This window comes from Ruminococcus sp. MCC718 (assembly GCF_018783905.1).
Taxonomy (GTDB): domain Bacteria; phylum Bacillota; class Clostridia; order Lachnospirales; family Lachnospiraceae; genus Hominisplanchenecus; species Hominisplanchenecus faecis.
In genome coordinates this window covers 1-20726 of the sequence record NZ_WQNP01000013.1, presented here as the reverse complement: position 1 = coordinate 20726, position 20726 = coordinate 1, and the positions used below count along the sequence as shown (strand labels likewise).

13 protein-coding genes and 1 riboswitch are annotated in these 20726 nt (G+C 44.8%); of the genes, 2 read left to right on the top strand and 11 right to left on the bottom strand.

The genetic code is table 11. The annotated features are described in order from the left end of the window. A partial coding sequence (locus GPK60_RS01425; RefSeq protein WP_215658719.1) for an IS607 family transposase occupies positions 1-581 on the bottom strand: 581 nt, incomplete at its 3' end. Positions 582-1168: 587 nt separating this feature from the next. On the opposite strand from GPK60_RS01425, the gene GPK60_RS01420 reads away from it, so the two are divergent. Further along, on the top strand, positions 1169-1825 hold the full coding sequence (locus GPK60_RS01420) for a Crp/Fnr family transcriptional regulator (RefSeq protein WP_173896520.1): 657 nt from the start codon (positions 1169-1171) through the stop codon (positions 1823-1825). Positions 1826-1881: 56 nt separating this feature from the next. Here GPK60_RS01420 and GPK60_RS01415 read toward each other — a convergent pair whose 3' ends face one another. The 10 genes from GPK60_RS01415 to GPK60_RS01370 all read right to left on the bottom strand — a co-directional run bounded on the left by GPK60_RS01415 (position 1882) and on the right by GPK60_RS01370 (position 18274). Further along, positions 1882-2253 (bottom strand): hypothetical protein, encoded by a 372-nt coding sequence (locus GPK60_RS01415; protein WP_330589951.1) that lies wholly within the window; start codon positions 2251-2253, stop codon positions 1882-1884. Positions 2254-2437: 184 nt separating this feature from the next. Then, entirely contained in the window at positions 2438-8953 is a 6516-nt protein-coding gene (locus GPK60_RS01410) for a glycoside hydrolase family 2 TIM barrel-domain containing protein (protein WP_215658718.1), read from the bottom strand. Positions 8954-9472: 519 nt separating this feature from the next. Further along, complete coding sequence (locus GPK60_RS01405; RefSeq protein ID WP_215658717.1) at positions 9473-12436, bottom strand: glycoside hydrolase domain-containing protein; 2964 nt, start codon at positions 12434-12436, stop codon at positions 9473-9475. Positions 12437-12544: 108 nt separating this feature from the next. After that, on the bottom strand, positions 12545-13039 hold the full coding sequence (ybaK, locus tag GPK60_RS01400; protein WP_022119414.1) for a Cys-tRNA(Pro) deacylase: 495 nt from the start codon (positions 13037-13039) through the stop codon (positions 12545-12547). A gap of 6 nt (positions 13040-13045) precedes the next feature. Next, complete coding sequence (gene bilS / locus GPK60_RS01395) at positions 13046-13546, bottom strand: flavodoxin family protein BilS (RefSeq protein ID WP_215658716.1); 501 nt, start codon at positions 13544-13546, stop codon at positions 13046-13048. A 242-nt stretch (positions 13547-13788) separates the two neighbouring features. Continuing rightward, positions 13789-14628: a hypothetical protein gene (locus GPK60_RS01390; RefSeq protein ID WP_215658715.1), complete on the bottom strand. Its 840-nt coding sequence runs from the start codon at positions 14626-14628 to the stop codon at positions 13789-13791. A gap of 109 nt (positions 14629-14737) precedes the next feature. Further along, positions 14738-15502, bottom strand: a complete 765-nt coding sequence (gene dapB, locus GPK60_RS01385; protein ID WP_147630967.1) for a 4-hydroxy-tetrahydrodipicolinate reductase — start codon at positions 15500-15502, stop codon at positions 14738-14740. Between the two features lie 79 nt (positions 15503-15581). Beyond that, entirely contained in the window at positions 15582-16475 is an 894-nt protein-coding gene (gene dapA, locus GPK60_RS01380) for a 4-hydroxy-tetrahydrodipicolinate synthase (RefSeq protein ID WP_147630966.1), read from the bottom strand. A gap of 224 nt (positions 16476-16699) precedes the next feature. Beyond that, positions 16700-16876: riboswitch (Lysine riboswitch) on the bottom strand. Positions 16877-17037: 161 nt separating this feature from the next. After that, a complete protein-coding gene (locus tag GPK60_RS01375; RefSeq protein WP_022119419.1) occupies positions 17038-17544 on the bottom strand; it encodes a cob(I)yrinic acid a,c-diamide adenosyltransferase in 507 nt (168 codons plus the stop codon). A gap of 106 nt (positions 17545-17650) precedes the next feature. Then, on the bottom strand, positions 17651-18274 hold the full coding sequence (locus GPK60_RS01370; protein WP_147630965.1) for a single-stranded DNA-binding protein: 624 nt from the start codon (positions 18272-18274) through the stop codon (positions 17651-17653). Between the two features lie 232 nt (positions 18275-18506). On the opposite strand from GPK60_RS01370, the gene typA reads away from it, so the two are divergent. Next, a complete protein-coding gene (typA, locus tag GPK60_RS01365) occupies positions 18507-20330 on the top strand; it encodes a translational GTPase TypA (RefSeq protein ID WP_226911932.1) in 1824 nt (607 codons plus the stop codon). The last annotated feature ends 396 nt before the right edge of the window (positions 20331-20726 follow it).

The following is a 20726-nucleotide window of genomic DNA, read 5'->3' as shown; positions in this document are numbered from 1 at the left end:
ACAAGTTTCTTAGCTTTATTCGCTCGTTTTCCTTGTAGCTTACAACTGAATACTGTGATTATTTGTACTAAATCTTCAACAAGTTCTCGTTGCTCAGATTTTTCAGTATTGTCAATAATCTCAATTTCACAGTTATATAGCGAAGCTATATATTCTACCAACTCAAAACCAAAACGTAAAAGCCTGTCTTTATACAAAACAACAACCTTTTCAACCTGATTTTGAGAAATGCGTTTGATTAGTTCCCGAAGTCCTTTTTTCTTGTAGTTCATGCCAGAACCAATATCACTTATTATCTCAAACGGTTGTCCTTTTGCCATAAGATATGTTTTCACATTATCAATCTGTCGTTCTAAATCATCCTTTTGCTTATGACTTGAAACACGACAATATCCGATTGTAATGCGATTTCTAGGCTTTACATTCATTACTTGGCTGAGCTGTTCATCAGAATAATATCTATATCCACTTGTTGTAGTATGATGCGGATGAAGTTTTCCGTTAGAATCCCAATTTCGCAACGTTTGTGCAGATACACCTATAATTTTTGAAAATTCATGTATAGAATAATATTTACTCAAAGCATCACTTCCTTTCAATATTATTCTATACTAATAACCTACAAAATTCAACAGTTGTTTATATATTTTTATAAGTTTTGTTCAGCTATTCTTTACCTCCTGTGGTTTTGTGAATGCTCTATATCTTCACAGCTGCATTTTTTATTCTTGTTTTAAAATGCCCTGTGCAGCTTTAAGCTTTTTATTATGTTTAAATTATCATTTGCTTTTTTGTTATGTTTATACTATACTTTGTATCAGCAGAATCTTCTGTTGCATATGCAACTTTTTCCATCAAAACGCAGCAAGTGTTCGAAAACTCGCAAGCAACCACGGTACGGAGTCTATATCTTCTTTCTGTACAAACGTACAATATTTGAAGTGTATAAAAGATGCTGGTCGACAAAAAGGAAGAAGCTCAGTGACGATATTGAGCAATGTGCAAAATGAATAATTCCCAAGAAGGCACTTTTACGTGCCCTTCGGGGAATTCGTTCATTTGCACATGCATATTTTCTTCCTATAAGTTTTTCCCTTTTTGCGACCAGCATCTCTACAACACTGCAAACGCTTTTTTCTGCACGGAAAAAGAAAAAACGGAGGTATTTATGAATACAAAACTTTCTCTTTTTGACGGTATCACACCGGAAGAATACAATCGCATGATGGTCTGTTTCCAGGCAGCCGAGAAGTCCTTTTCCACCGATGAGACTGTCTGTTTCTATGCTGACCATCCCGACCGCATCGGCTATCTTCTGGAAGGAGAAGCCGCCATCATCCGCACACACCTGGACGGCCGCCAGACCATTCTGGAATACCTGAAAACCGGAGATGTCTTCGGCTCGGCACTTTCCGCCCTGTCACCAAACGGCGATTCTTTGCAGGTGATCTGCACCAAAAGCTGCAAGATCCAGTTTATCGACTATGCCCACCTGATCAGACGCTGCCCAAATGCCTGCAGTTTCCACAGTCTTTTAGTCAGCAATGCTCTTCAGCTGATTTCCAGAAAAGCGATCGCCCTTGGAGAACATCTGGAAATCCTCTCTCAGAGAACAACAAAAGAAAAACTCCTGTGCTATTTCGAAAAACTTGCACAGGAGCAGCATTCAGACAGCTTTACGCTGCCCTTTTCTTTAAGTACGCTTGCCGATTATCTTTCCGTTGACCGCAGTGCCATGATGCGGGAACTGAAAAAATTAAAGGCGGAGGGAATTGTAAAATCAGAACGCAAAACGTTTACCTTAGTCGAATATCGTCAAAACTGAACCGGATTATATACCCTGTTTTACCTTCTTCCCCTGAAAAATGCACCTTAATTGATTCACGCATCAAAATCTGCTTCAAACACACCTTCCGGTGTCCGCATGGTCAGAATTCCGAGGTTAAAATCCTCATCCTGGATCGTGATGTGGTATTCAAACACCACATCCTCCTCAAATTTTGACAGAAGCAGATAGGTTCCGTTCTCCTTTCCGTCAATCTGGTCGCAGATGTCATTGTATACATCTTCTCCGGAAATCGCTCTCGGATATCCGGAGGCTTTGATTTTCTGCTCAATGGCTTCATACAGTTCGTTCATATGCTCTTCCTCTCTTTCTATATTGGATGCCACGTAAAGCGGACATTCACAATCCGCTTCGCTACTTGCCGAGTAAGTGGTCGCTGTGACAATTGTACCATCTTTCCATCTCATATGGTACTGTCATTTTTGTCCTTCTTCGTAAGAGTCTCTATGCAGCTTGATGATAATCAATCACTGCGATTTCCTGCATTTTATTCATCTCTATAAAGAGAGACACCGTGACGGAAACTTTACCGTCACGGTGCCTCTCTCTTTTATGACCAGTATTCTATGGAACACCTCATAATTTTATTTCTTATTTTGTGCGTACTTTCTTTTTTGCACTGTAAGCGGTGTAAACTTTCTCGTTATCCACTACTTTGTATGCTTTGACTCTTACATAGTACGTTTTCTTTGCGGAAAGTCTCTTGATCGTTTTTGCTTTTTTGGAAGCGGAAACGGTAACGGTCTTTTTGCCTTTGAAGTTTGCTTTCTTAGCGTACTCGATCACGTATCCGTCTGCTCCTTCTACGCTCTTCCAGTTGACTTTCACAGACTTCTTAACACCTTTGACAGCTTTTACTTTCACTTTCTTAGCTGCAAATTCTGTCTTAGTCAGCTGGCTCTCCAGACGTTTCTGCATTGCCTGCACTTCTTCTAACTGTTTCTGTGCTTCGGCTCTCTTTTCTTCCGCCTCTTTCTGGGCTTTTGCAAGGATCTCTTCTGCTTTCTTCTGTGCTTCTTCGGCTGCTTTCGCTGCGGCTTCTGCATTTGCCTGAGCTGCTTTCGCTGCATCCGCACTTGCCTTTGCAGCACCTGCGGCTGCCTCTGCAAGGCCTTTCTGTGCACTTACGGAGTCTTTGGCTGCTTCTGCTGCTTTTGCTGCGGTCTCAGCATCCTTTTTTGCATTTTCAGCTGTTGTTTTGGCTGCCTCCGCGGCTGTTTTTGCTGCTTCTGCATCGTTTGCATAATTCTTTGCTGCATCCTCTGCTTCTTTTGCGGCTTTCTGTGCTGCCTCTGCTTTTGCCTGGGCTGCTTCGGAAGCGGTCTGTGCTTTCTTTGCCTCTTCTTCTGCAGTTTCTGCTGCTTTCTGTGCAACTTCTGCTTTCGCCTGAGCTGCTTCTGCTGCTGCTTTGTCAACATCGGCTGCTGCCTTTGCTTCTTCTGCGGCTTTCTTTGCTTCTTCTGCGGCTGCTTTTACTTCTTCTGCTTTTGCCTTTGCTGCTTCTGCATCTGCTTTTGCTGCTTCTGCGGCTTTTGCTGCGGTCTCAGCATCGTTCTTTGCTGCGACTGCCTGGTTTTTGATTTCTTCCAGTTCGTCTTTGGATGGCTGATCCGGTGTGTTATCGTCTTCTTTTACATAAACTTTTGCATCTGCAATGTCTACGCAGTCATCATTCTTTCCGCCGACTTTATCGATGTAGATGATCAGTTTCTCTACGCCTGTCAGATCAACGTTCATCAGTTTTGCATTGTCCGGCTGAAGGATCACACCGCTCTCTGCCAGTTTATTCTCTTCGCTGATACTGTCTTTATAGAAGATAAAGTTTGCACCGTCACGGTTTGTCTTGGTAGATTTTGTATAGTCAATACCCACATAACCTTCAAAGCGTTCTGCTTTGATGCCGCTTAAATCAAAGGTCAGGGTTGCATCGGTATTTGCACTTAAGCCCTGTGCAAAGACTTTGCGTACACCGTCAACATTCATGCTCAGCTCGCCTTTGTTTGTGCTCTCGCCGCCATCGTATTCGTTGACATGGAAGCCGCCCCAGCCGGATACGGAATTTGCCACATCCATATATAACAGACCATATTTATCAGATTCTTCGGTATCGGTTCCGTAAACTCCGTTTGCTTCGTCTACTTTTGCGGTTAAGTATACATATTTCTGCCCGGTAACCGGTGTTGTATCTTTTCCGCCTGCCGGTGTTACTTTTACTTCTTCTGCGGAAGCATCGATCTGTGCATCTTTTCCGGCAATCGTCAGATTTTCAACGGAGAAACTTGTCTCTTTCTTTTCTGCATTTTCATTCAGGCTGAAGCTTGCTTTGAACAGATCTGCCTGTACTGCAACTGCTTTTGTCAGATCGTAAACTACCTGCACACCGTCTGCTGTTTCTTTTACGGAAATATTTCCTTCTGTACCGTCTGCCAGTGCGATGCCGTTAAATTTATAAGTTGCTGTATCATATTTCAGCATGAAGCTTCCTGCCATCATTGCAGAGCTGCTGCTTTCGGATGTCTGGGAAATGCTTCCTGTCACTTCTACGATTCCGTTTTCCTGTGCTGTGTTATCTTTTGCCGTTAATTTTACCGTTGCTGCTTCTTTTGCACCGTCAATATCTGCTCCGACTCCTGCGAGCACTTTCAGGGCTGTCAGATCGGCAAGATCTACTTTGCCGTCACCGTTTACATCGGCTGCATAAGTATTGACCGCATCGAATGTGGCTTTGCCTGTCAGTACTTCGCGGAGTGTATTGATATCAGAGATATCCAGTGTTCCGTTTGCACTTCCGTCCACATCTCCGTTTACTGCCATGGTTACAGTATCTGCTACGGTTCCGTCTTTGCGAAGTTTCACAAGATATCCTGTTGCCACCGGTGCTCCATCCTCGTCAAAGGATGCGTTATACGGATCTTCCATTGATAAGGTTTCACCCTCGCCAAACTCAAACATTTCAAAGAGCTGTGCTTTTGTCATGCCTGCCGGAACATTATAAAGAATATTTGCAGAACGATCCATTCTGACTGCTGCATCTTCTTTTAAGGTCAGGGATACTGTCGTCAGTTCTTCTGTGCTTAACTGGACCTTGGTATCGCACCAGCTCACCATATCATGTCCGTCTTTGACATTTTTGTCTGCATACAGGCAGATTTCCTTTGTTCCTGCCGGGATCTCGATATCGAAGTACTGTGCGTTCTGACCATGTTTCATCAGCTCGCCTTTCCATACTTCTTTGCCGTCCAGTTTGATGATCGGATACGCTCCATCCTGTGTTTTTGCTTTATGAGCATCGATTCCGACATAACCCTGAAGGCGTGTTGCATTCAGTTTGGAAACATCGAAATACAGTGCAGAATCGGCATTGACACCAAATCCTTTTTCAAATTTTGTACGTTTGCCTTCCACATAGAGGTCAAGTTCTGTACCTGCATTGTCCTCGTTTACATGGATTCCGTTGTATCCGGATGTACTTCTTGCAGTATCGTATCCAAGATCTGAGAGCTGAATGGAAGTATCATTCTTGATCTCGATCGTGTAAGTTCTGCTAAATCCGCTCTTTGCGGTTGCTTTTACGGTTGCTGTGCCCGGAAGACTTTCCGGTTTTGTGACCTCAACGCTTACATCATCCGATACTGTTTCCGCTGTAATTTCCGGAACTGTTCCGGACAGGGAAGAAACGTTTACACTGTAAGATGTGATGTCATTGTCAAATCCTTCCAGTGCCTGTCCGCCGACTTTGATGCCGTTCAGCAGTGCGGTTTCATCTGCATAATTCTTTTTGCTCTCTGTCATCAGCTCTTCGCTTGTAGATTTGCTGATCGGTTTGAGGCGGTAAGTATATCTGTAAGTTTTACCTGTTCCAAGCAGATATTTGGAAAGGGTTGCCTGTCCGCAGCTTGCGGTTCCAAGTCCCATCTGTGCATAATCGACCGTCAGAACGGTATTGTCTGTGCGTTCGATCTGATACGGATGTTTTGCTGCTTCCAGTGCTTCCTGTGTGCAGTTCAGTGCACTCATCTCCAGCAGGTGATCCTGTGCGTCAACCAGCAGTCCGTCACCGTCTGCATCGGTTACTGCCATCCATCTGACATCGGTCTTGTTTCCGGTTTCCTGAGCGTAAACATAATTGGTAAACTGTTCATCTACGGTGCTGTTCCATACACCGACATCGTATCCGGTCTTTCTGTCGCTGTAGCTGTCCGACTCGCCGCGGCCATACCAGGTCAGGTTGTCCAGTCCGGCTGCCAGCTGCAGGCGTGTGCCGACTCTCTGAAGGTTGCTCATGTTGGAGTTCGGAGCCATGGTTGCTTTTACAACGATCTCACCGTTTGCATAGATTGCATAAGTGATGCGGTCTTTGGAATCCGCACAGTTTTTCAGTGTACGTGCTACGGAAACATAAACCACTTTGTTTTCTTTATTAACGCTCACTTCATCGATCTGAACGTTCTCATTTGCTGTTTTCCATTTTGCATCCACGGATTCTTTTTTATCATTATCCGTAGAAGCTCTCCAGTAGTTCGGCTCAATGCCTTCTGCAATCATTTCTTTTCCGTTTGACTGATAAGAAGTCATCTCACCGGTTTTCTTGTCAAAGGAAACGGTCCAGTTGTCACCTGCTACTTTTACGTCATCATCTGTCTCTTCAAACGTCTTGATATCTTCCAGTTTGGAGGTATCCACTGCCTCTACTGCTGCATCGGTTCCTGCGAAATCCAGTTCAAACTGTGCTTCTGCCACTGCAAAATCTTTGTCTGCCCAGGTGAACTGATCGTCACTCTTTGTTACGAATGAAATATTCAGGAAATATTCATCGCCTGCTGCCGCATCGGTCGGTGTGGTGAACGGGATCACAACATCTTTGCTTTCACCTGCCGGGATATCCACATCCATCGTTCCGTTTTCTACGGAAGTTCCGTTCTTCATAACTTCCCATTTCATGGTATATTCGTTTGCATTGGTATCGATCCATTCGTTGCTGATCGTAACAGTCTTGGAAGCCTGATTCTTGAGCTGCATCTGCAGTGCCTGATAAATACGCTTTACTTCATAAGCTTCTGGCTGGAGCGTACGGTCCGGAGATACGATACCGTTGACACAGAAGTCCGTGTTTCCAGATTTCCAGGAAGAATAGCTCTTGGTGTTTCCGTCCGCATCGGTATAAGTTCCGTGGTTCCAGTCTCCGTCATAGCCCCAGTAAGTGCTCTTTCCATCCCAGTTTCCGTCAGAATCCAGAATCGGTGTATTATAGCTCTGATCTACGAAATCCCAGATAAATCCACCCTGCAGGATGCCGTTGGCACGGATTTCTTCCCAGTATTCTTTCATACCGCCGCAGCTGTTGCCCATTGCATGCAGGTATTCACACATCAGATATGGTTTCTTTGAATTTTTAACCTGTTTTCCAATGTTCGGATACATGTTGGACCATACATCTACGCCTGCATTATCATTCCAGCCCTGATAGTGAACGACTCTGGTGTCGTCGTTATTCTGGAAATAATCAATTTCTGCCTGAAGGGAATCACCGGCTCCCGTCTCATTTCCAGGTGACCACATGATAACACATGGATAGTTTTTGTCACGCTCCAGCATATTGATGGCACGGTCTTCTGCTGCCTGAACATATCCCGGAAGGCTTCCCGGCACTTTGTACTGGCTTCGTCCGTTGTGAGACTCTACGTTTGCCTCATCCATCACATAGATACCATACTCGTCACAGAGTTTGTAGAAAGTCGGATCATTCGGATAATGAGAAGTACGAACGGCATTGATGTTCAGCTCTTTCATCAGCTCAATGTCTTTTCTCATGTCTTCTTCCGTCAGATACCATCCATCCTGCGGATCGTTCTCATGACGATTCACACCGGTGATCGTAATAACCTTACCGTTTACACGAAGTCTTGCATCGTCTGTATTTGCATCGGTGATCTCCACTTCACGGAAGCCGACATCGGTCTGTGTCGCTTCTTTTGTCACACCGTCTTTTTTCAGTTCCAGAACCAGGTTGTAGAGGTTCGGTTTCTCTGCACTCCATTTTTCCGGATCGGTGATGTGCTGTGTGAGGCTTACTTTTGCTTCTTTCGTCCCGCTGTCAAAAGAAGTAACTGTTCCGGTGAGCGGTGTGGTTGTCACCAGCTTGCCTTCGCTGTCGTAGAGGTTTCCTTCTACACTCCATCCGCTCACATCCTCTGCGGAAAGATTGCGTACATCCACATCGACATTCAGGTCTGCATCTGTGTAAGTGTCATCCAGATCGGTAACTACCGTATAATCACGGATTTCCACGTCATCTTTGGATGTCAGGTAGACATCACGGAAGATACCGGAAAGTCTTACCATATCCTGGTTCTCGATGTAGCTTCCGTCGGACCAGCGGTAAACCTCTACGGTAATCACGTTCTCGTTTCCTTCTGAAAAATCAAGTGCATCGGTAATATTAAATTCATCTCTTGTAAAACTGTCTTCTGCATATCCGATGTATTTGCCGTTTACCCACAGATACATGGCAGAACCAACACCTTCGAAGTTGATAAAAACGTTGCGGTCTTTCCAGCTTGAATCGATTGTAAAGGTCTTGCGGTATGTTCCGACCGGGTTGCACTCTGTCGGGGCATCGCCTACTTTGTACTTGTTATAAGCTTTTCCTTCTGCATTCATCCACGGATAGTTCTGGTTGGAATAGATCACCGGATCGTATTTCCAGGAACCGTCTTTATTTACATAGGTCTGCCAGCTCTTTGGAACGGTAATGTTATCCCAGCTGCTGTCATCGTAATCTTTCTGGTTAAAATTGGCATCTTTTGCACCGATACGGTCTGCCGGTTTGACTGCCCAGCTGAATTTCCAGTCATCTCCATTTAAAAGCTGGTAAAATGAAGATTTCGTCCGGTCTTTCGCTTTTGCCTTTTCTGCTGTATCAAAGCTGTAAAAGGTCGATCTTGCCGCCTCGCGGTTCACCTGAAATACCCCCGGCTGTCCGTTCCATTCGGTAGAAGATGCTGCTGCGACTACTTCCGGTATAATCCCCTCCAGACCAGAAATGCTGCCGCCGCTTACGACCATCGCTCCTGCGAGTAAAACAGACAACAGTTTTTTTTGTTTCATATCCCTTTTCCTCCCTTTTGAATGAGTTTGAAAGTTTTACATATAGTAAAATGTTTACCTTCATCATTATTTTATCACTTCAAGTGTACTTGAAGTCAAGTGGATTTTTAATTTTCGTTTATTTTACACACTTTTTTCTCTGATTTTTGTGCATTTTTACAACTATTCTGAGGCTTAGATATATAATAGCATATCTTTTTTGCACATACAACGTTACATTTGATCCTAAATGTAACTTTTTTCCTTTTTTCAGCATCTCGTACAAATTCCGTCATTTTTTTCAATCTCGGTCACTTTATGTATTTTTACAGTAAACATTTGTATTTTATCTCAGTCGAGAAGACTCCCACTTCTGCAAGTGATGAGTAATAACAAGTCTTTCTCAGTGGGAGTACAATCTCCGACTGAGATAAAATATGCTCCCTCCTGAGTGACAAGTTTTTTATTATTTCACCTGTCTGCCCAGAAGGGAGCATATCCTGATTCACTAAACATAATTCCTGTTTTTTTTGTATTCGTTTATTTTACTTTTCTGCTCTTCACCGCAGAATAACTGCCATAAACTTTCTTTTTGCCCACTTTGCGGTAAGCACATACTTTATAGTAGTACGTCTTCTTCTTTTTCAGTTTTTTATTGGTGAAGCTTATCTTTCTGGCTCCGTTTAAGACTTTAACTTTCTTATACTTGCCTTTTTTCTTATCGGCACGATAAACTACATAACCATCTGCGTTTCTGACTTTTTTCCATTTCAGAACCAGTTTCCCTTTCGAAACTGCCTTGACGGAAAGACCTTTTACCTTCGCCGGTTTTGCTTTTTCCGGTGTCTCTGTGGATGGCACCTGCTGTTTTGTCTCGCTCTCTTTTGTATCCGGCTGCGGCTTCGGATCTGTTTTTTCTGTTGCGGCTGTTTCGGATTCTGTCGGTTTTGTTTCGCTTTCGGTCTCCTTCTTTGTTTCGCTCTCTGTCTCCGTTTCGCTCTCTTCCGTTCTTCCCGTCAGCTTGATATACTGATCTGTCAGACTGGCGATGCCCGCCTGGAAAGTGTCCATCTCAGCAGACAGCGTCGTGATCTGTGCATCGGTCAGAAAGGCCGGATGTCCGCCCTGTGCAGTTGTTAAAATACCCGCATAAAGTTTTTGAATCTGATCTGCCAGCTGTGGTGCTTCTTTTTTGATCACAGCAAGCTTGTTGACATCACGCACGCCCTCTGCCATACGCTCCAGTCTTACCGAGCTTCTGCTGATCGGATTCTGTGCTGTTTTTTCGTCCGGATAGATCAGGAAACAGTCACCCGGCTCAAATTTGCTGTGTGTGGTATCATCAAGCGGATCTTCCACCCAGGCATCATACGCCCAGCGAAGAAATCCTGCCGTGCCGGATTTGCCTGCATTTACGATCGACCAGTAACTTTCCACCGGTGCACTTAAGGAGAAGTTGCCCGGTCTGTGGCCGGTACAGGAATATAAAGTAGTGCGAAGTCCTTTTGCTTCCCGGTCGTTTACCAGCTGTTCAAAATCTGCCGGATGTGCGGCTGCCGCCGTATCTCCGACGTTCAGGTCTGTCACTCGCATGGCAAGCTCTTTCTTTTCCACAAAGCTGTCCATCGCTCCGGCTGTCTTTAAACATTTGCCGTCCTTGTTTTTCACAGATTCAATCAGATCAAAAGCGGTGCCGGAAAATCCACGCTCATCAATGCCGATGTAACTGTCATCAAACCAGCCTTTTTCAGTCAGGTGTGCGGTAAGATCGGTAAGGAAGTCCGTCCAGAGTGTGGTATAACGTGTGCTTCCCACAGAAAATCCTTCTTTTACCAGCTTGCCGTTCTCCCAATAAGTGAAAGAATTGTGCCACGGTGCCACGCTGTAAAGCACGATCTTATCCCCGATTCCAAGGGATTTGTTGAAGCTTACCCACTTATCAAAATCGGTATAATCATATGTAAAGCTATCTCCGTTCTTGATCCATTTGATCATAGATGGATAATGTACATCATTTGCACTGTATGTCTGTCCGTCCCAGGCATCTTCGATGATCGAAGCAGTGATCGCATGTCCGCCTGCTTTGTTATAGAGCTCCATGGAGGACTTCATGATCTCCAGATGCTCATCGGAAAACGGCTCTACGCTATAATATTCTGCACTCGTATACGGATACTGCCACAGTTCAATATCAAAGGTATCTCTGTAATTATCCGGAAGTTCTGCATTCTGCACACGCACTTCATACTCAAACACCAGCGGCTTATCGAGCCGATCTGCTGTTACGGTCAGCTGTGTTTTGTAAGTGCCGGATTTTGCTGTCTTTGGAATCGCAAACTCAACCAAGACCGGCTGGAGTGTATCTGCTTTTATGTCGATCGGCGTACTCTGCCAGAGAATATCCGACGCTTCCGCACGGTTCTCTTCTGTTGCCTCCGGAACATCATTTCCATATATATATCCATAAACATAAGCTTTTGTGGAACGGATGAATGTCGCTGTCACATTTTCTTTTGCGATCTTCTTTTTGCCGTCCGTCAGGTCGGATGCCTGGATCGCTACATTTGTGAAATCTCCACCGATCGCACTTAAGACCAGTTCACTGACTGCACGGTCATTCTTCCAGGCAGTCAGCGTCTCGCTGCGGTTTTTCTTTACCGAAACTTCCGCAAAACGTTTCTGGGTGTACTGCGTGTTATGATCGGTGACGGTGCCGCCAAGCGTATTTCCCTGCTCTCGCACTTCCACTTCCATTGTTCTGGAAATCCCTGCCTTCTGGCTGGATGCCGTGATCACTGCCGTTCCGCTTTTCTTTGCAGTAACCGTTCCCTGTGCACTGACAGAAGCAATATTTTCATCAGAAGTTGTATAGGACATATCGTTCAGTGTCGCATAAGACGGTGTATAGCTGTAAGAGATTGCATAACTCTGTCCGACACTTAAGGAAATCCCCTGATCTTTCAGTTTAAAATCTTTTGCAATGTACGGGCTGTGTGTGACCTGTACATAAGCCACCTGATTGACTACCGCACTGCCACTGCGTTCCTTCTGCGTAACTGCATAGAGCGTATGTTCACCTTCCGTAAGGTTTTCTGCTTTATATACAGACTGCGGCGTGGTACGGCTGCTCTCATAAAGATCCACCAGTGTCTCTGCTCCGTCATCCACACGGTATTTCACTTTTCCGTGGTTGTGACTCTTGTTTGCAAAAACTTCGATGGCATTTCCCTTAAACGTTACCCTGTAAAAGCATTCTTCTGCCTTCTCATTCGATGATCCGAGGTCTATATATGCCTCGTCATCATTGTACGTCCAGCTCTTTCCGCTGAATGATTCGTAGGAAAAACAGTTGACCCCTCCCGATGTCTGGCTTGGCAGGATCTTCGTTGTTTCCTGTGTCTGGCTTTTTGCATTTCCTGCTGCCATCAGTGATACCGGCAGACCGGTAAATGCCAGGATCACGGCAAGAAACAGCGAAAGCCATTTCTTTTTTTTCTTTTCCATTTTCTTCTCCTTCTCTTTCATCTGCCTCTTACCTCAGATGCTGTTTAACTCTACAATCCGCCGGAAGCGGTATCCGATGGGAATGAAATCCCTGCTGATTGTCCGTACTTATTCCGGCTGTTTGAAAATAATATCGGCAAACTCTCCCCTGCTTGCCTTTTTCAGATCTTCCGGTTTCAGCTCGATCTGTACGCCGAGGCGGCCTCCGCTGACGATCATCTTCTCCAGTTTCTGTGCACTTTCATCAATTCTCGTCACATACTGCTTTTTCATGCCGATTGCCGTACAGCCTCCGCGGATATAACCGGTGACCTGATTGATATCTTTGACATGGATCATGGAAACGGATTTTTCGCCGACTGATTTGGCTGCCTTTTTCATATCCAGCTCCTCGGCGATCGGTATCACAAACACAAAATAATTTCTGCTATTTCCAATCGTGACCAGTGTCTTATAAAGCAGCTCATATGGCTGTCCGAGTGTGTCTGCCACTTTCAGGGCATCCACAAATTCATCACACTCATACGTATACTCTTTATACGGAATCTTGTTCCTCTCAAGGATACGCATGGCATTTGTCTTTACTTCTTTTGATTTTCCCATCTTTTTTCAGAACAATCCTTTCACAAAATCTGCCACCGCTTTCAGATCCTGACGGTCCGGATGAAGAAGTGCCTCGTCAAAGTTGTGAAGCAGCATCTCCACCTGCTGTGTATTGGAAGTGTTCTGCATCGCCTCATAGCGTTTGCGAACCTGGATCGGCATCTTGCCCTGACATAAAAATCCGCCCAGATATTCACAGTCCTCCGGGATAAATGCTGCAACTCCGTTTAAAATCCGGTCATAATATTCCGGCACATTCCCCATGCCGCAGGTTCCAAACAGTGCAACCTTTTTCCCGTGGAGCTTTCCAAGCAGATCCAAGATCTCCGAACTCGCTGTCCCGCGATCCGTCCAGAACCCAACCAGATACATCTCTCCGTCATCCCGTTCTGTTCTCTCCTCGATTCGTTTTACATTTTTTTCTTTTACCGGCACTGCCGCAAAAACTGCTTCTGCCAGTTTCTCCGTATTGCCGGTGCGGCTTGTATATACAATCTGTACGCCCATCCTGATTCCTCCTCTGGCATGATATTGATGTCAAAAGCCATTAACTTTGATACTCTGCGGATCATTCCATGCTCTGCACTCACATAATCCTGATATCTTTGCATTATCATAGCATACTTGACTGTACATAAAAATAGTTTAACTCTAAACAATTCTAAAGTTTTTATAACTCAGATTTCATATCTGCATTCTCAGATTCCGGCATAAATGCATGTTTTCTGCACTTCTTCCAGCGATTTTCCTCAGTCTGCATTCTGGATCCTGACCACTTCCACACTTTCCTGATCGGAGTCCTCGCTTTGCAGTTCTCCGCGATAAGTAATCTTCACAGACATTCCTTTTGTGAGACCTTTTTCTAAATACAGCGGAACCTGTACAATCCGGAACTTCACTTCTTTTCCGTCAGAAGTTTTAATCGTCATGCCGGTCATGGAAATCTTTTCCAGTGTTCCTTTTACCGTCTGCTTCTTTGATGCATCCGCCTTCGTTTCTGTTTCTGCATCGCTCTCGAAAACATCAGCCGATCCCGCAATACGCACAGCAGTTGCCTTTTTGGTACCTTTCTGCGTGATCTTTCCGGTGTAATCTACAGAAACCAGATTGCCGATCCGGATACCGTACGGCAGATCGATTTTTACATCATCCGTGGAAAACGCAAGCTCATTTCCATTATCGGAAAGCAACACTACCTGATCCATGCTCAGCTCTTCCAGCGTCCCGATCACGGTATGTACCTCCGAAGAGTTCACTGTTTCGCTGCTTCCGGTGCTCTGCTTTGTCTCTTTTTCCGATGCGGCACTTTCCTTGTCAGTCTGTGTTTCCCTGTTTTTTTCTGATGTACTTTCTTTCTCTTTTGCAGTCTCACTTTCTGCTTTCTTTTTGGCTGTTTCTTTTGTGCTGCCCTTCGCCTGTGTCTCTTTTGCCGTTTCAGAGGAACTTTCACTTTCCGTGCTGCTCTCTGTTACCGTTTGCGTCTCGGTCTGTTTTGCGGTATCAGTCTGCGTTTTTTTGCTGCATCCGGATAACAAAAGTGCGGTTGCAAGCATTGCGGCTGCTCCTGCCGTCAGAAATCGTCTGTACATAAAATTTCCTCCATTCTTTTTACGATTGTTTTATCCCCTTAAGCTTTTGCGAAAAATGTCGTTTCACCATCCAAAAGATGATAAAACGACATTCTGGTTTTCTGTTTCTTTATGCGTTCGCTGCGATCACATCCTGCATATCATACAGTCCAGGCTCTCTGCCTGCCAGGAATTTGGCTGCCTGTACGGCACCTTTTCCGAAAACCGCCTTGGAATATGCAGTATGCTTAAACTCGATCACTTCGTCTGTTCCGGCAAAGATCACTTCATGCTCACCTACGATATTACCGCCGCGAACTGCGGAAATACCGATCTCTTTCGGATCACGCTCTTCTCTTCGGTCGCTTCTGTCGTAAGTATAATGATAGGCATTCCCCAGTGCCTCATTCATACTGTCTGCCAGTGCCAGAGCCGTGCCGCTCGGTGCATCCAGTTTGTGTTTGTGATGCTTTTCTACGATTTCCATATCAAATCCTGCTTCTGCCAGTACTTTTGCAGCACTCTTTAACAGGTTCAGCAGGGTGTTGATACCAAGTGACATATTTGCAGATTTCAGGACGGCAGTCTTTTTTGCTGTCTCTGCCACTTTCTGAAGCTGTTCTTCTGAAAGTCCTGTTGTGCAGACTACAACCGGGAGTTTATGTGCTCCGCAGTAATCAAGCAGTGCGTCCTCTGCTTTTGCAGATGCGAAATCAATTACAACATCTGCTTCTTCTTTGCAGTCCTCCAGGCTTTTGTATACCGGGTATTCCATTTTTCCGTTATCAAACGGATCAATGCCTGCTACGATCTGTGCATCTGCATCCTCTTTTACGATCTGTGAGATCACCTGACCCATGTGTCCGCAGCAGCCATGCATAATGATTTTTACCATTGCTTTTTCCTCGCTTTACATTCATGTAAGAATAATGCCTACGAATCGCTCCGTTACATAGTAACTCTGGCATTATCCATTATTCTGCCAGTTTGATGCCGAACTTTTTCATCTCTTCTGCCAGTTTTGCTGCATGTTCCTCTTCCATCTCGGAGAGCGGTCCGCGAAGCGGTCCGACCTCTTTTCCCATCAGATTGAGAGCTTTTTTGACCGGGATCGGATTTACTTCGCTGAACAGTGCATGGATCAAAGGCAGTGCCTTCAGCTGCAGATCACAGCTTTCTTTTACTTTTCCTTCATTATAAAGAGCAACAATGTCATGTGTTTCTTTTGGTGCTACATTGGAAAGTACAGAGATCACACCTTTTGCTCCAAGGGACATCATCGGCACGATCTGGTCATCGTTTCCGGAATACAGATCAATGCATCCGTCTGCCATCTGCATCAGAGTTGCAACCTGTGAAATATCTCCGCTTGCTTCTTTGATCGCCACAATATTTTCTACATTTTTTGCAAGATATACGGCTGTCTGCGGCTGGATGTTGCAGCCGGTTCTGCTCGGTACATTATAGAGAACGATCGGCAGTTTTACAGACTCTGCGATTGCTGTATAGTGTGCGATCAGTCCGTTCTGTGTTGCTTTATTATAATACGGTGTTACCAGAAGAAGGGCATCTGCTCCTGCCTTCTCTGCCTCCTGGGAAAGGTAGATGGCAGTTGCTGTACAATTAGAACCGGTTCCGGCGATAACCGGGATTCTCTTTGCCACTTTTTCAACGGTATAGCGGATCACATCCAGATGTTCCTCATGTGTCAGTGTGGATGATTCTCCGGTTGTTCCACAGATGATGATGGCATCTGTGCCGCCTGCGATCTGCTCTTCCAGAATCTCACTTAATTTTTCGTAGTTTACGTCTCCGTTTTCATGCATCGGTGTTACAATTGCCACACCTGCTCCTGTAAAAATAGCCATAGTTTTTCCTCCTAATCTGAACTGGCTGAAACGCTATAAAACTGATACTTGTACTGTAGAATGCACAGCGATCCTGTCGGATAAATGTCAGTAAAGCCTGCCGGAACCATATGACAGATCCCAGGTGCATCTGACTTGAACAGAACAGCTTCTGTATCATAAAAGGGACAGACCCGAGCGATCAGGTCTGTCCCAAAGAATAAACAAATGATAAAAACTGTATTCTTTCAGATAGCGCCCCATCGTCATTCGATGACAGTCATAGAGTTCTTAGCTCCATGCCCAAGCTGCAAGCTTCAGGTGCAATCCAGCTTTCGGCGTTTTCCCCTTTTGGCCACCTTCACCTGTACCTGAATACATCGGATGACTTACTCTTGAAACACGCAACCTCTATCAAACTTATACATGATATCGGGGTCAACAGATATTTGCCCCCTTTGATACTCAAACCGGTACGCACGTACTTCTCCGTGCAGACACTGATTTGTTTATAATCTTATCATTGTCAAAATATATTGTCAACTGCCGGGTTGACTTTTTTACCTCAGCGTAGAAGATTCCACTACTGTCCGCTACTGTCCGCTTTATATGCTGTGACCATCTCCGTTACTTCGTCTGCATACTGCCAGATTTCTTTCGCCGGATAGATCCCGGTCAGGATTAGACTGGTATATTCTCCCTTTGCCTCAAACAGGGCACGCAGTTCTTCTGCTTCGATCACCCCTGCTTCCACAAGTCCCAGAACTTCATCCAGAATCAGCACATCACATTCTTCCGTGACCAATACTTTTCTTGCAAAATTGAGTGCATTTTTGAGATTTTTGATCTCTTCTGCTTTTTCGGCATCCGGAAGATCTTCAAATGCCTCTTCTGCCTTCTGAAAACGGAACAGTTTAATCTCCGGCTCCAGACGCTGCACAAAACCAATTGCTTCTGCATTTCTTTCCTTCATGAACTGTATAATGATAACGCTTCTCCCCTGACTTGCTTCCTGTATCCCCTGTCCGATCGCTGCGGTGGTTTTCCCCTTTCCCTCGCCACAGTAAATATGTATAGAACCTTTATCCATTATGCACCTCGTTAAAAATTCAAGAATGTTTCACATATCTTTGAACAGTTATACACCATTTTTTCAAAAAAAGCAAGAATATCAGATCTTTGCAGATCTCTGCTTCTCAGATATACTCTAATTTACTGACAGACACTTCATACGCCACTCTTTTCTGTGCTTCCTCTCCTTCTAATTTTTTCACATATTCACGGCTCTGGATACGTCCCCAGATCTGTACATGGCCACCGACTTCAAATCCCGCCGCAAATCTGGCATTTCTGCCCCAGCAGATGCATGGGATATAGTCCGATTTTCCATACGGCCGGTTCACTGCAATCAGCATATCTGCAATCTCTCTTCCAAGAGGTGTTTTCCGGTAAACCGGTGCTTTGCATATATAGCCATCCAGAAAAATCTGATTTGTCTTTGCTTTATCGGTCTCTTCTTCCACAAAGCTGACTTCTCTTGCAAATACAGAAAGTACCAGACGGTTTCTCTTTTCTTCATGCCGGTTGTATGAACGGAACTGACCGTTGATCTGGACATATTCTCCTCGATAATCTTTGCTTACGTCAATCAGGCGTTCCGATATCATAACCGGAATGCAGTCAGAACAGTCGCTCAGTCTCTTGACCAGTATGTCAGCCATATAAAAACCTTCCCCGAATACTTCATGACTGAATACAAATGGTGATGCAACCTCTCCTATGATCGTTACCTGATTGTTTTCAATAATCTTATCTGCCATAAATAACAGTTCTCCCTTCCCTATGAAGCTCTTTTTGTATTTTCCGGTGTCTTCATCTGCAACACCGCATAGTTTTATATATTCTGCGGATGGTTTCAATATGTCTGTTTTCCGATTTTTCTTCAAAATTTTTTTAAATCCCTTGTAATCTGGGAAAAATGTGATAAACTCTGTAGTGGTTTAGATGCGAAAAACGAAAAACAACATATACAAAAGGAAGAGTGTATTATTTATGATTAGAGAAGATGTACGCAACATTGCCATTATCGCACACGTTGACCACGGCAAGACTACATTAGTAGATGAGCTGCTCAAGCAGAGCGGTGTGTTCAGAGCAAATCAGGAAGTAGCCGAACGTGTTATGGACAGCAACGATATTGAACGTGAACGCGGTATCACCATTTTATCCAAAAATACCGCCGTATTTTACAAGAACACAAAAATCAATATCATTGATACTCCGGGACATGCAGACTTCGGCGGTGAGGTGGAACGTGTACTGAAAATGGTAAACGGCGTTATCCTCGTGGTAGATGCTTTCGAGGGTGCCATGCCTCAGACAAAATTCGTTCTGCGTAAGGCACTGGATCTGGATCTGCCTGTTATTGTCTGTATCAACAAAATCGACCGTCCGGAAGCAAGACCGGATGAAGTCATCGATGAGATCCTGGAACTTTTTATGGATCTGGACGCTTCCGACGAACAGCTTGACTGCCCGTTTGTTTATGCTTCTGCAAAAGGCGGTTATGCAACTTTAAGTCTGGATGACGAGCCAAAAGACATGGTTCCGCTGTTCGAGACGATCTTAAATTATATTCCTGCTCCGCAGGGTGATGAAACTGCCGGAACTCAGGTTCTGATCAGTACCATCGACTACAATGAATACGTTGGACGTATCGGTGTCGGTAAAGTAGATAACGGAACCATCCGTGTCAACCAGGACTGCGTTCTTGTCAACCATCACGATCCGGACAAACAGAAAAAAGTAAAGATCAGCAAACTGTATGAGTTTGACGGTCTGAATAAAGTAGAAGTAAACGAAGCAACGATCGGCTCCATCGTAGCGATCTCCGGTATCGCTGATCTGCACATCGGTGACACACTCTGCTCGCCGGATCATGTGGAAGCAATTCCGTTCCAGAAGATCTCCGAGCCGACGATTGCCATGCATTTCATCGTAAACGACAGTCCGCTCGCCGGAAGAGACGGTAAATTTATCACTTCCCGCCACCTGCGCGACCGTCTGTTCAAGGAATTGAACACAGACGTCAGCCTGCGTGTCGAGGAAACCGAGACAACTGAATCCTTCAAGGTTTCCGGCCGTGGTGAGCTTCATCTTTCCGTACTGATCGAGAACATGCGTCGTGAAGGTTATGAATTTGCCGTAAGCAAGGCAGAAGTTCTGTATAAAACAGATGAACGTGGCAAGAAATTAGAGCCAATGGAGCTGGTTTATGTGGATGTTCCGGAAGAATTCTCCGGTACCGTTATCCAGAAGCTGTCTCTGAGAAAGGGTGAACTGCAGGGCATGAGCGTTGCCAGCAGCGGTTACACAAGACTGGAGTTCTGTATTCCTTCCCGTGGGCTGATCGGTTACCGTGGCGAATTTATGACCGATACAAAGGGTAATGGTATCATGAATACCATGTTTGACGGTTATGCACCTTATAAAGGAGATATCCAGTACCGCAAACAGGGTTCTCTGATCGCATTCGAGGATGGCGAGTCCGTAACTTACGGTCTGTTCAGTGCTCAGGAGCGTGGTACCCTGTTCATCGGACCTGGTGAAAAAGTTTACTCCGGTATGGTCATCGGACAGAACGGTAAGGCAGAGGACATCGAGCTGAATGTCTGCAAGAGCAAACATCTGACCAACACCCGTGCTTCCGGATCTGACGATGCTCTGAAACTGACACCGCCTAAGATCTTAAGCCTGGAAGAAGCCCTGGACTTCATCGATACTGATGAACTTCTGGAAGTAACACCGAACCATCTGCGTATCCGTAAGAAAATTCTGGATCCGAAGCTGAGAAAGAGAGCTTCCTTTAAAAAATAAAAAATTACCGTTGGTTTCCCGGCAGGTGTAAGGAATGGAAATGTCAGGTGTTTTTAAATACTGTTTACAAATGAACAGTATTGCATGTGCAAATGAACAAATTCCCCGAAGGGCACGTAAAAGTGCCTTCTTGGGAATTGTTCATTTTGCACATTGCTGTACGTTTTTGAACGGCCATAGTTTTTAAAAACACTTCATATCATATTTTACACGCTGGCAGGAAACAGCCTTTTGCCACGCTGGTACACGCAGAAAATTTTTAGAATCAAAACGTTCCGCATCAAGATAGTAAAAAAGCAGAGGCACAGTGACGGCAGCAAATTTTCGTTACTTTACTTCTGCTTTTTAATGTTCTGTATTTTGGCTTGAGAAAGCTTTTCGCTTAAGCACTCACTG

What these genes read in the sequence shown, in the direction of transcription:
- GPK60_RS01420 (WP_173896520.1), top strand. Translation starts at nt 1,169, where the DNA reads ATGAATACAAAACTTTCTCTTTTTGACGGTATCACACCGGAAGAATAC.
- GPK60_RS01415 (WP_330589951.1), bottom strand. Translation starts at nt 2,253, where the DNA reads ATGAGATGGAAAGATGGTACAATTGTCACAGCGACCACTTACTCGGCA.
- GPK60_RS01410 (WP_215658718.1), bottom strand. Translation starts at nt 8,953, where the DNA reads ATGAAACAAAAAAAACTGTTGTCTGTTTTACTCGCAGGAGCGATGGTC.
- GPK60_RS01405 (WP_215658717.1), bottom strand. Translation starts at nt 12,436, where the DNA reads ATGGAAAAGAAAAAAAAGAAATGGCTTTCGCTGTTTCTTGCCGTGATC.
- ybaK (WP_022119414.1), bottom strand. Translation starts at nt 13,039, where the DNA reads ATGGGAAAATCAAAAGAAGTAAAGACAAATGCCATGCGTATCCTTGAG.
- bilS (WP_215658716.1), bottom strand. Translation starts at nt 13,546, where the DNA reads ATGGGCGTACAGATTGTATATACAAGCCGCACCGGCAATACGGAGAAA.
- GPK60_RS01390 (WP_215658715.1), bottom strand. Translation starts at nt 14,628, where the DNA reads ATGTACAGACGATTTCTGACGGCAGGAGCAGCCGCAATGCTTGCAACC.
- dapB (WP_147630967.1), bottom strand. Translation starts at nt 15,502, where the DNA reads ATGGTAAAAATCATTATGCATGGCTGCTGCGGACACATGGGTCAGGTG.
- dapA (WP_147630966.1), bottom strand. Translation starts at nt 16,475, where the DNA reads ATGGCTATTTTTACAGGAGCAGGTGTGGCAATTGTAACACCGATGCAT.
- GPK60_RS01375 (WP_022119419.1), bottom strand. Translation starts at nt 17,544, where the DNA reads ATGGATAAAGGTTCTATACATATTTACTGTGGCGAGGGAAAGGGGAAA.
- GPK60_RS01370 (WP_147630965.1), bottom strand. Translation starts at nt 18,274, where the DNA reads ATGGCAGATAAGATTATTGAAAACAATCAGGTAACGATCATAGGAGAG.
- typA (WP_226911932.1), top strand. Translation starts at nt 18,507, where the DNA reads ATGATTAGAGAAGATGTACGCAACATTGCCATTATCGCACACGTTGAC.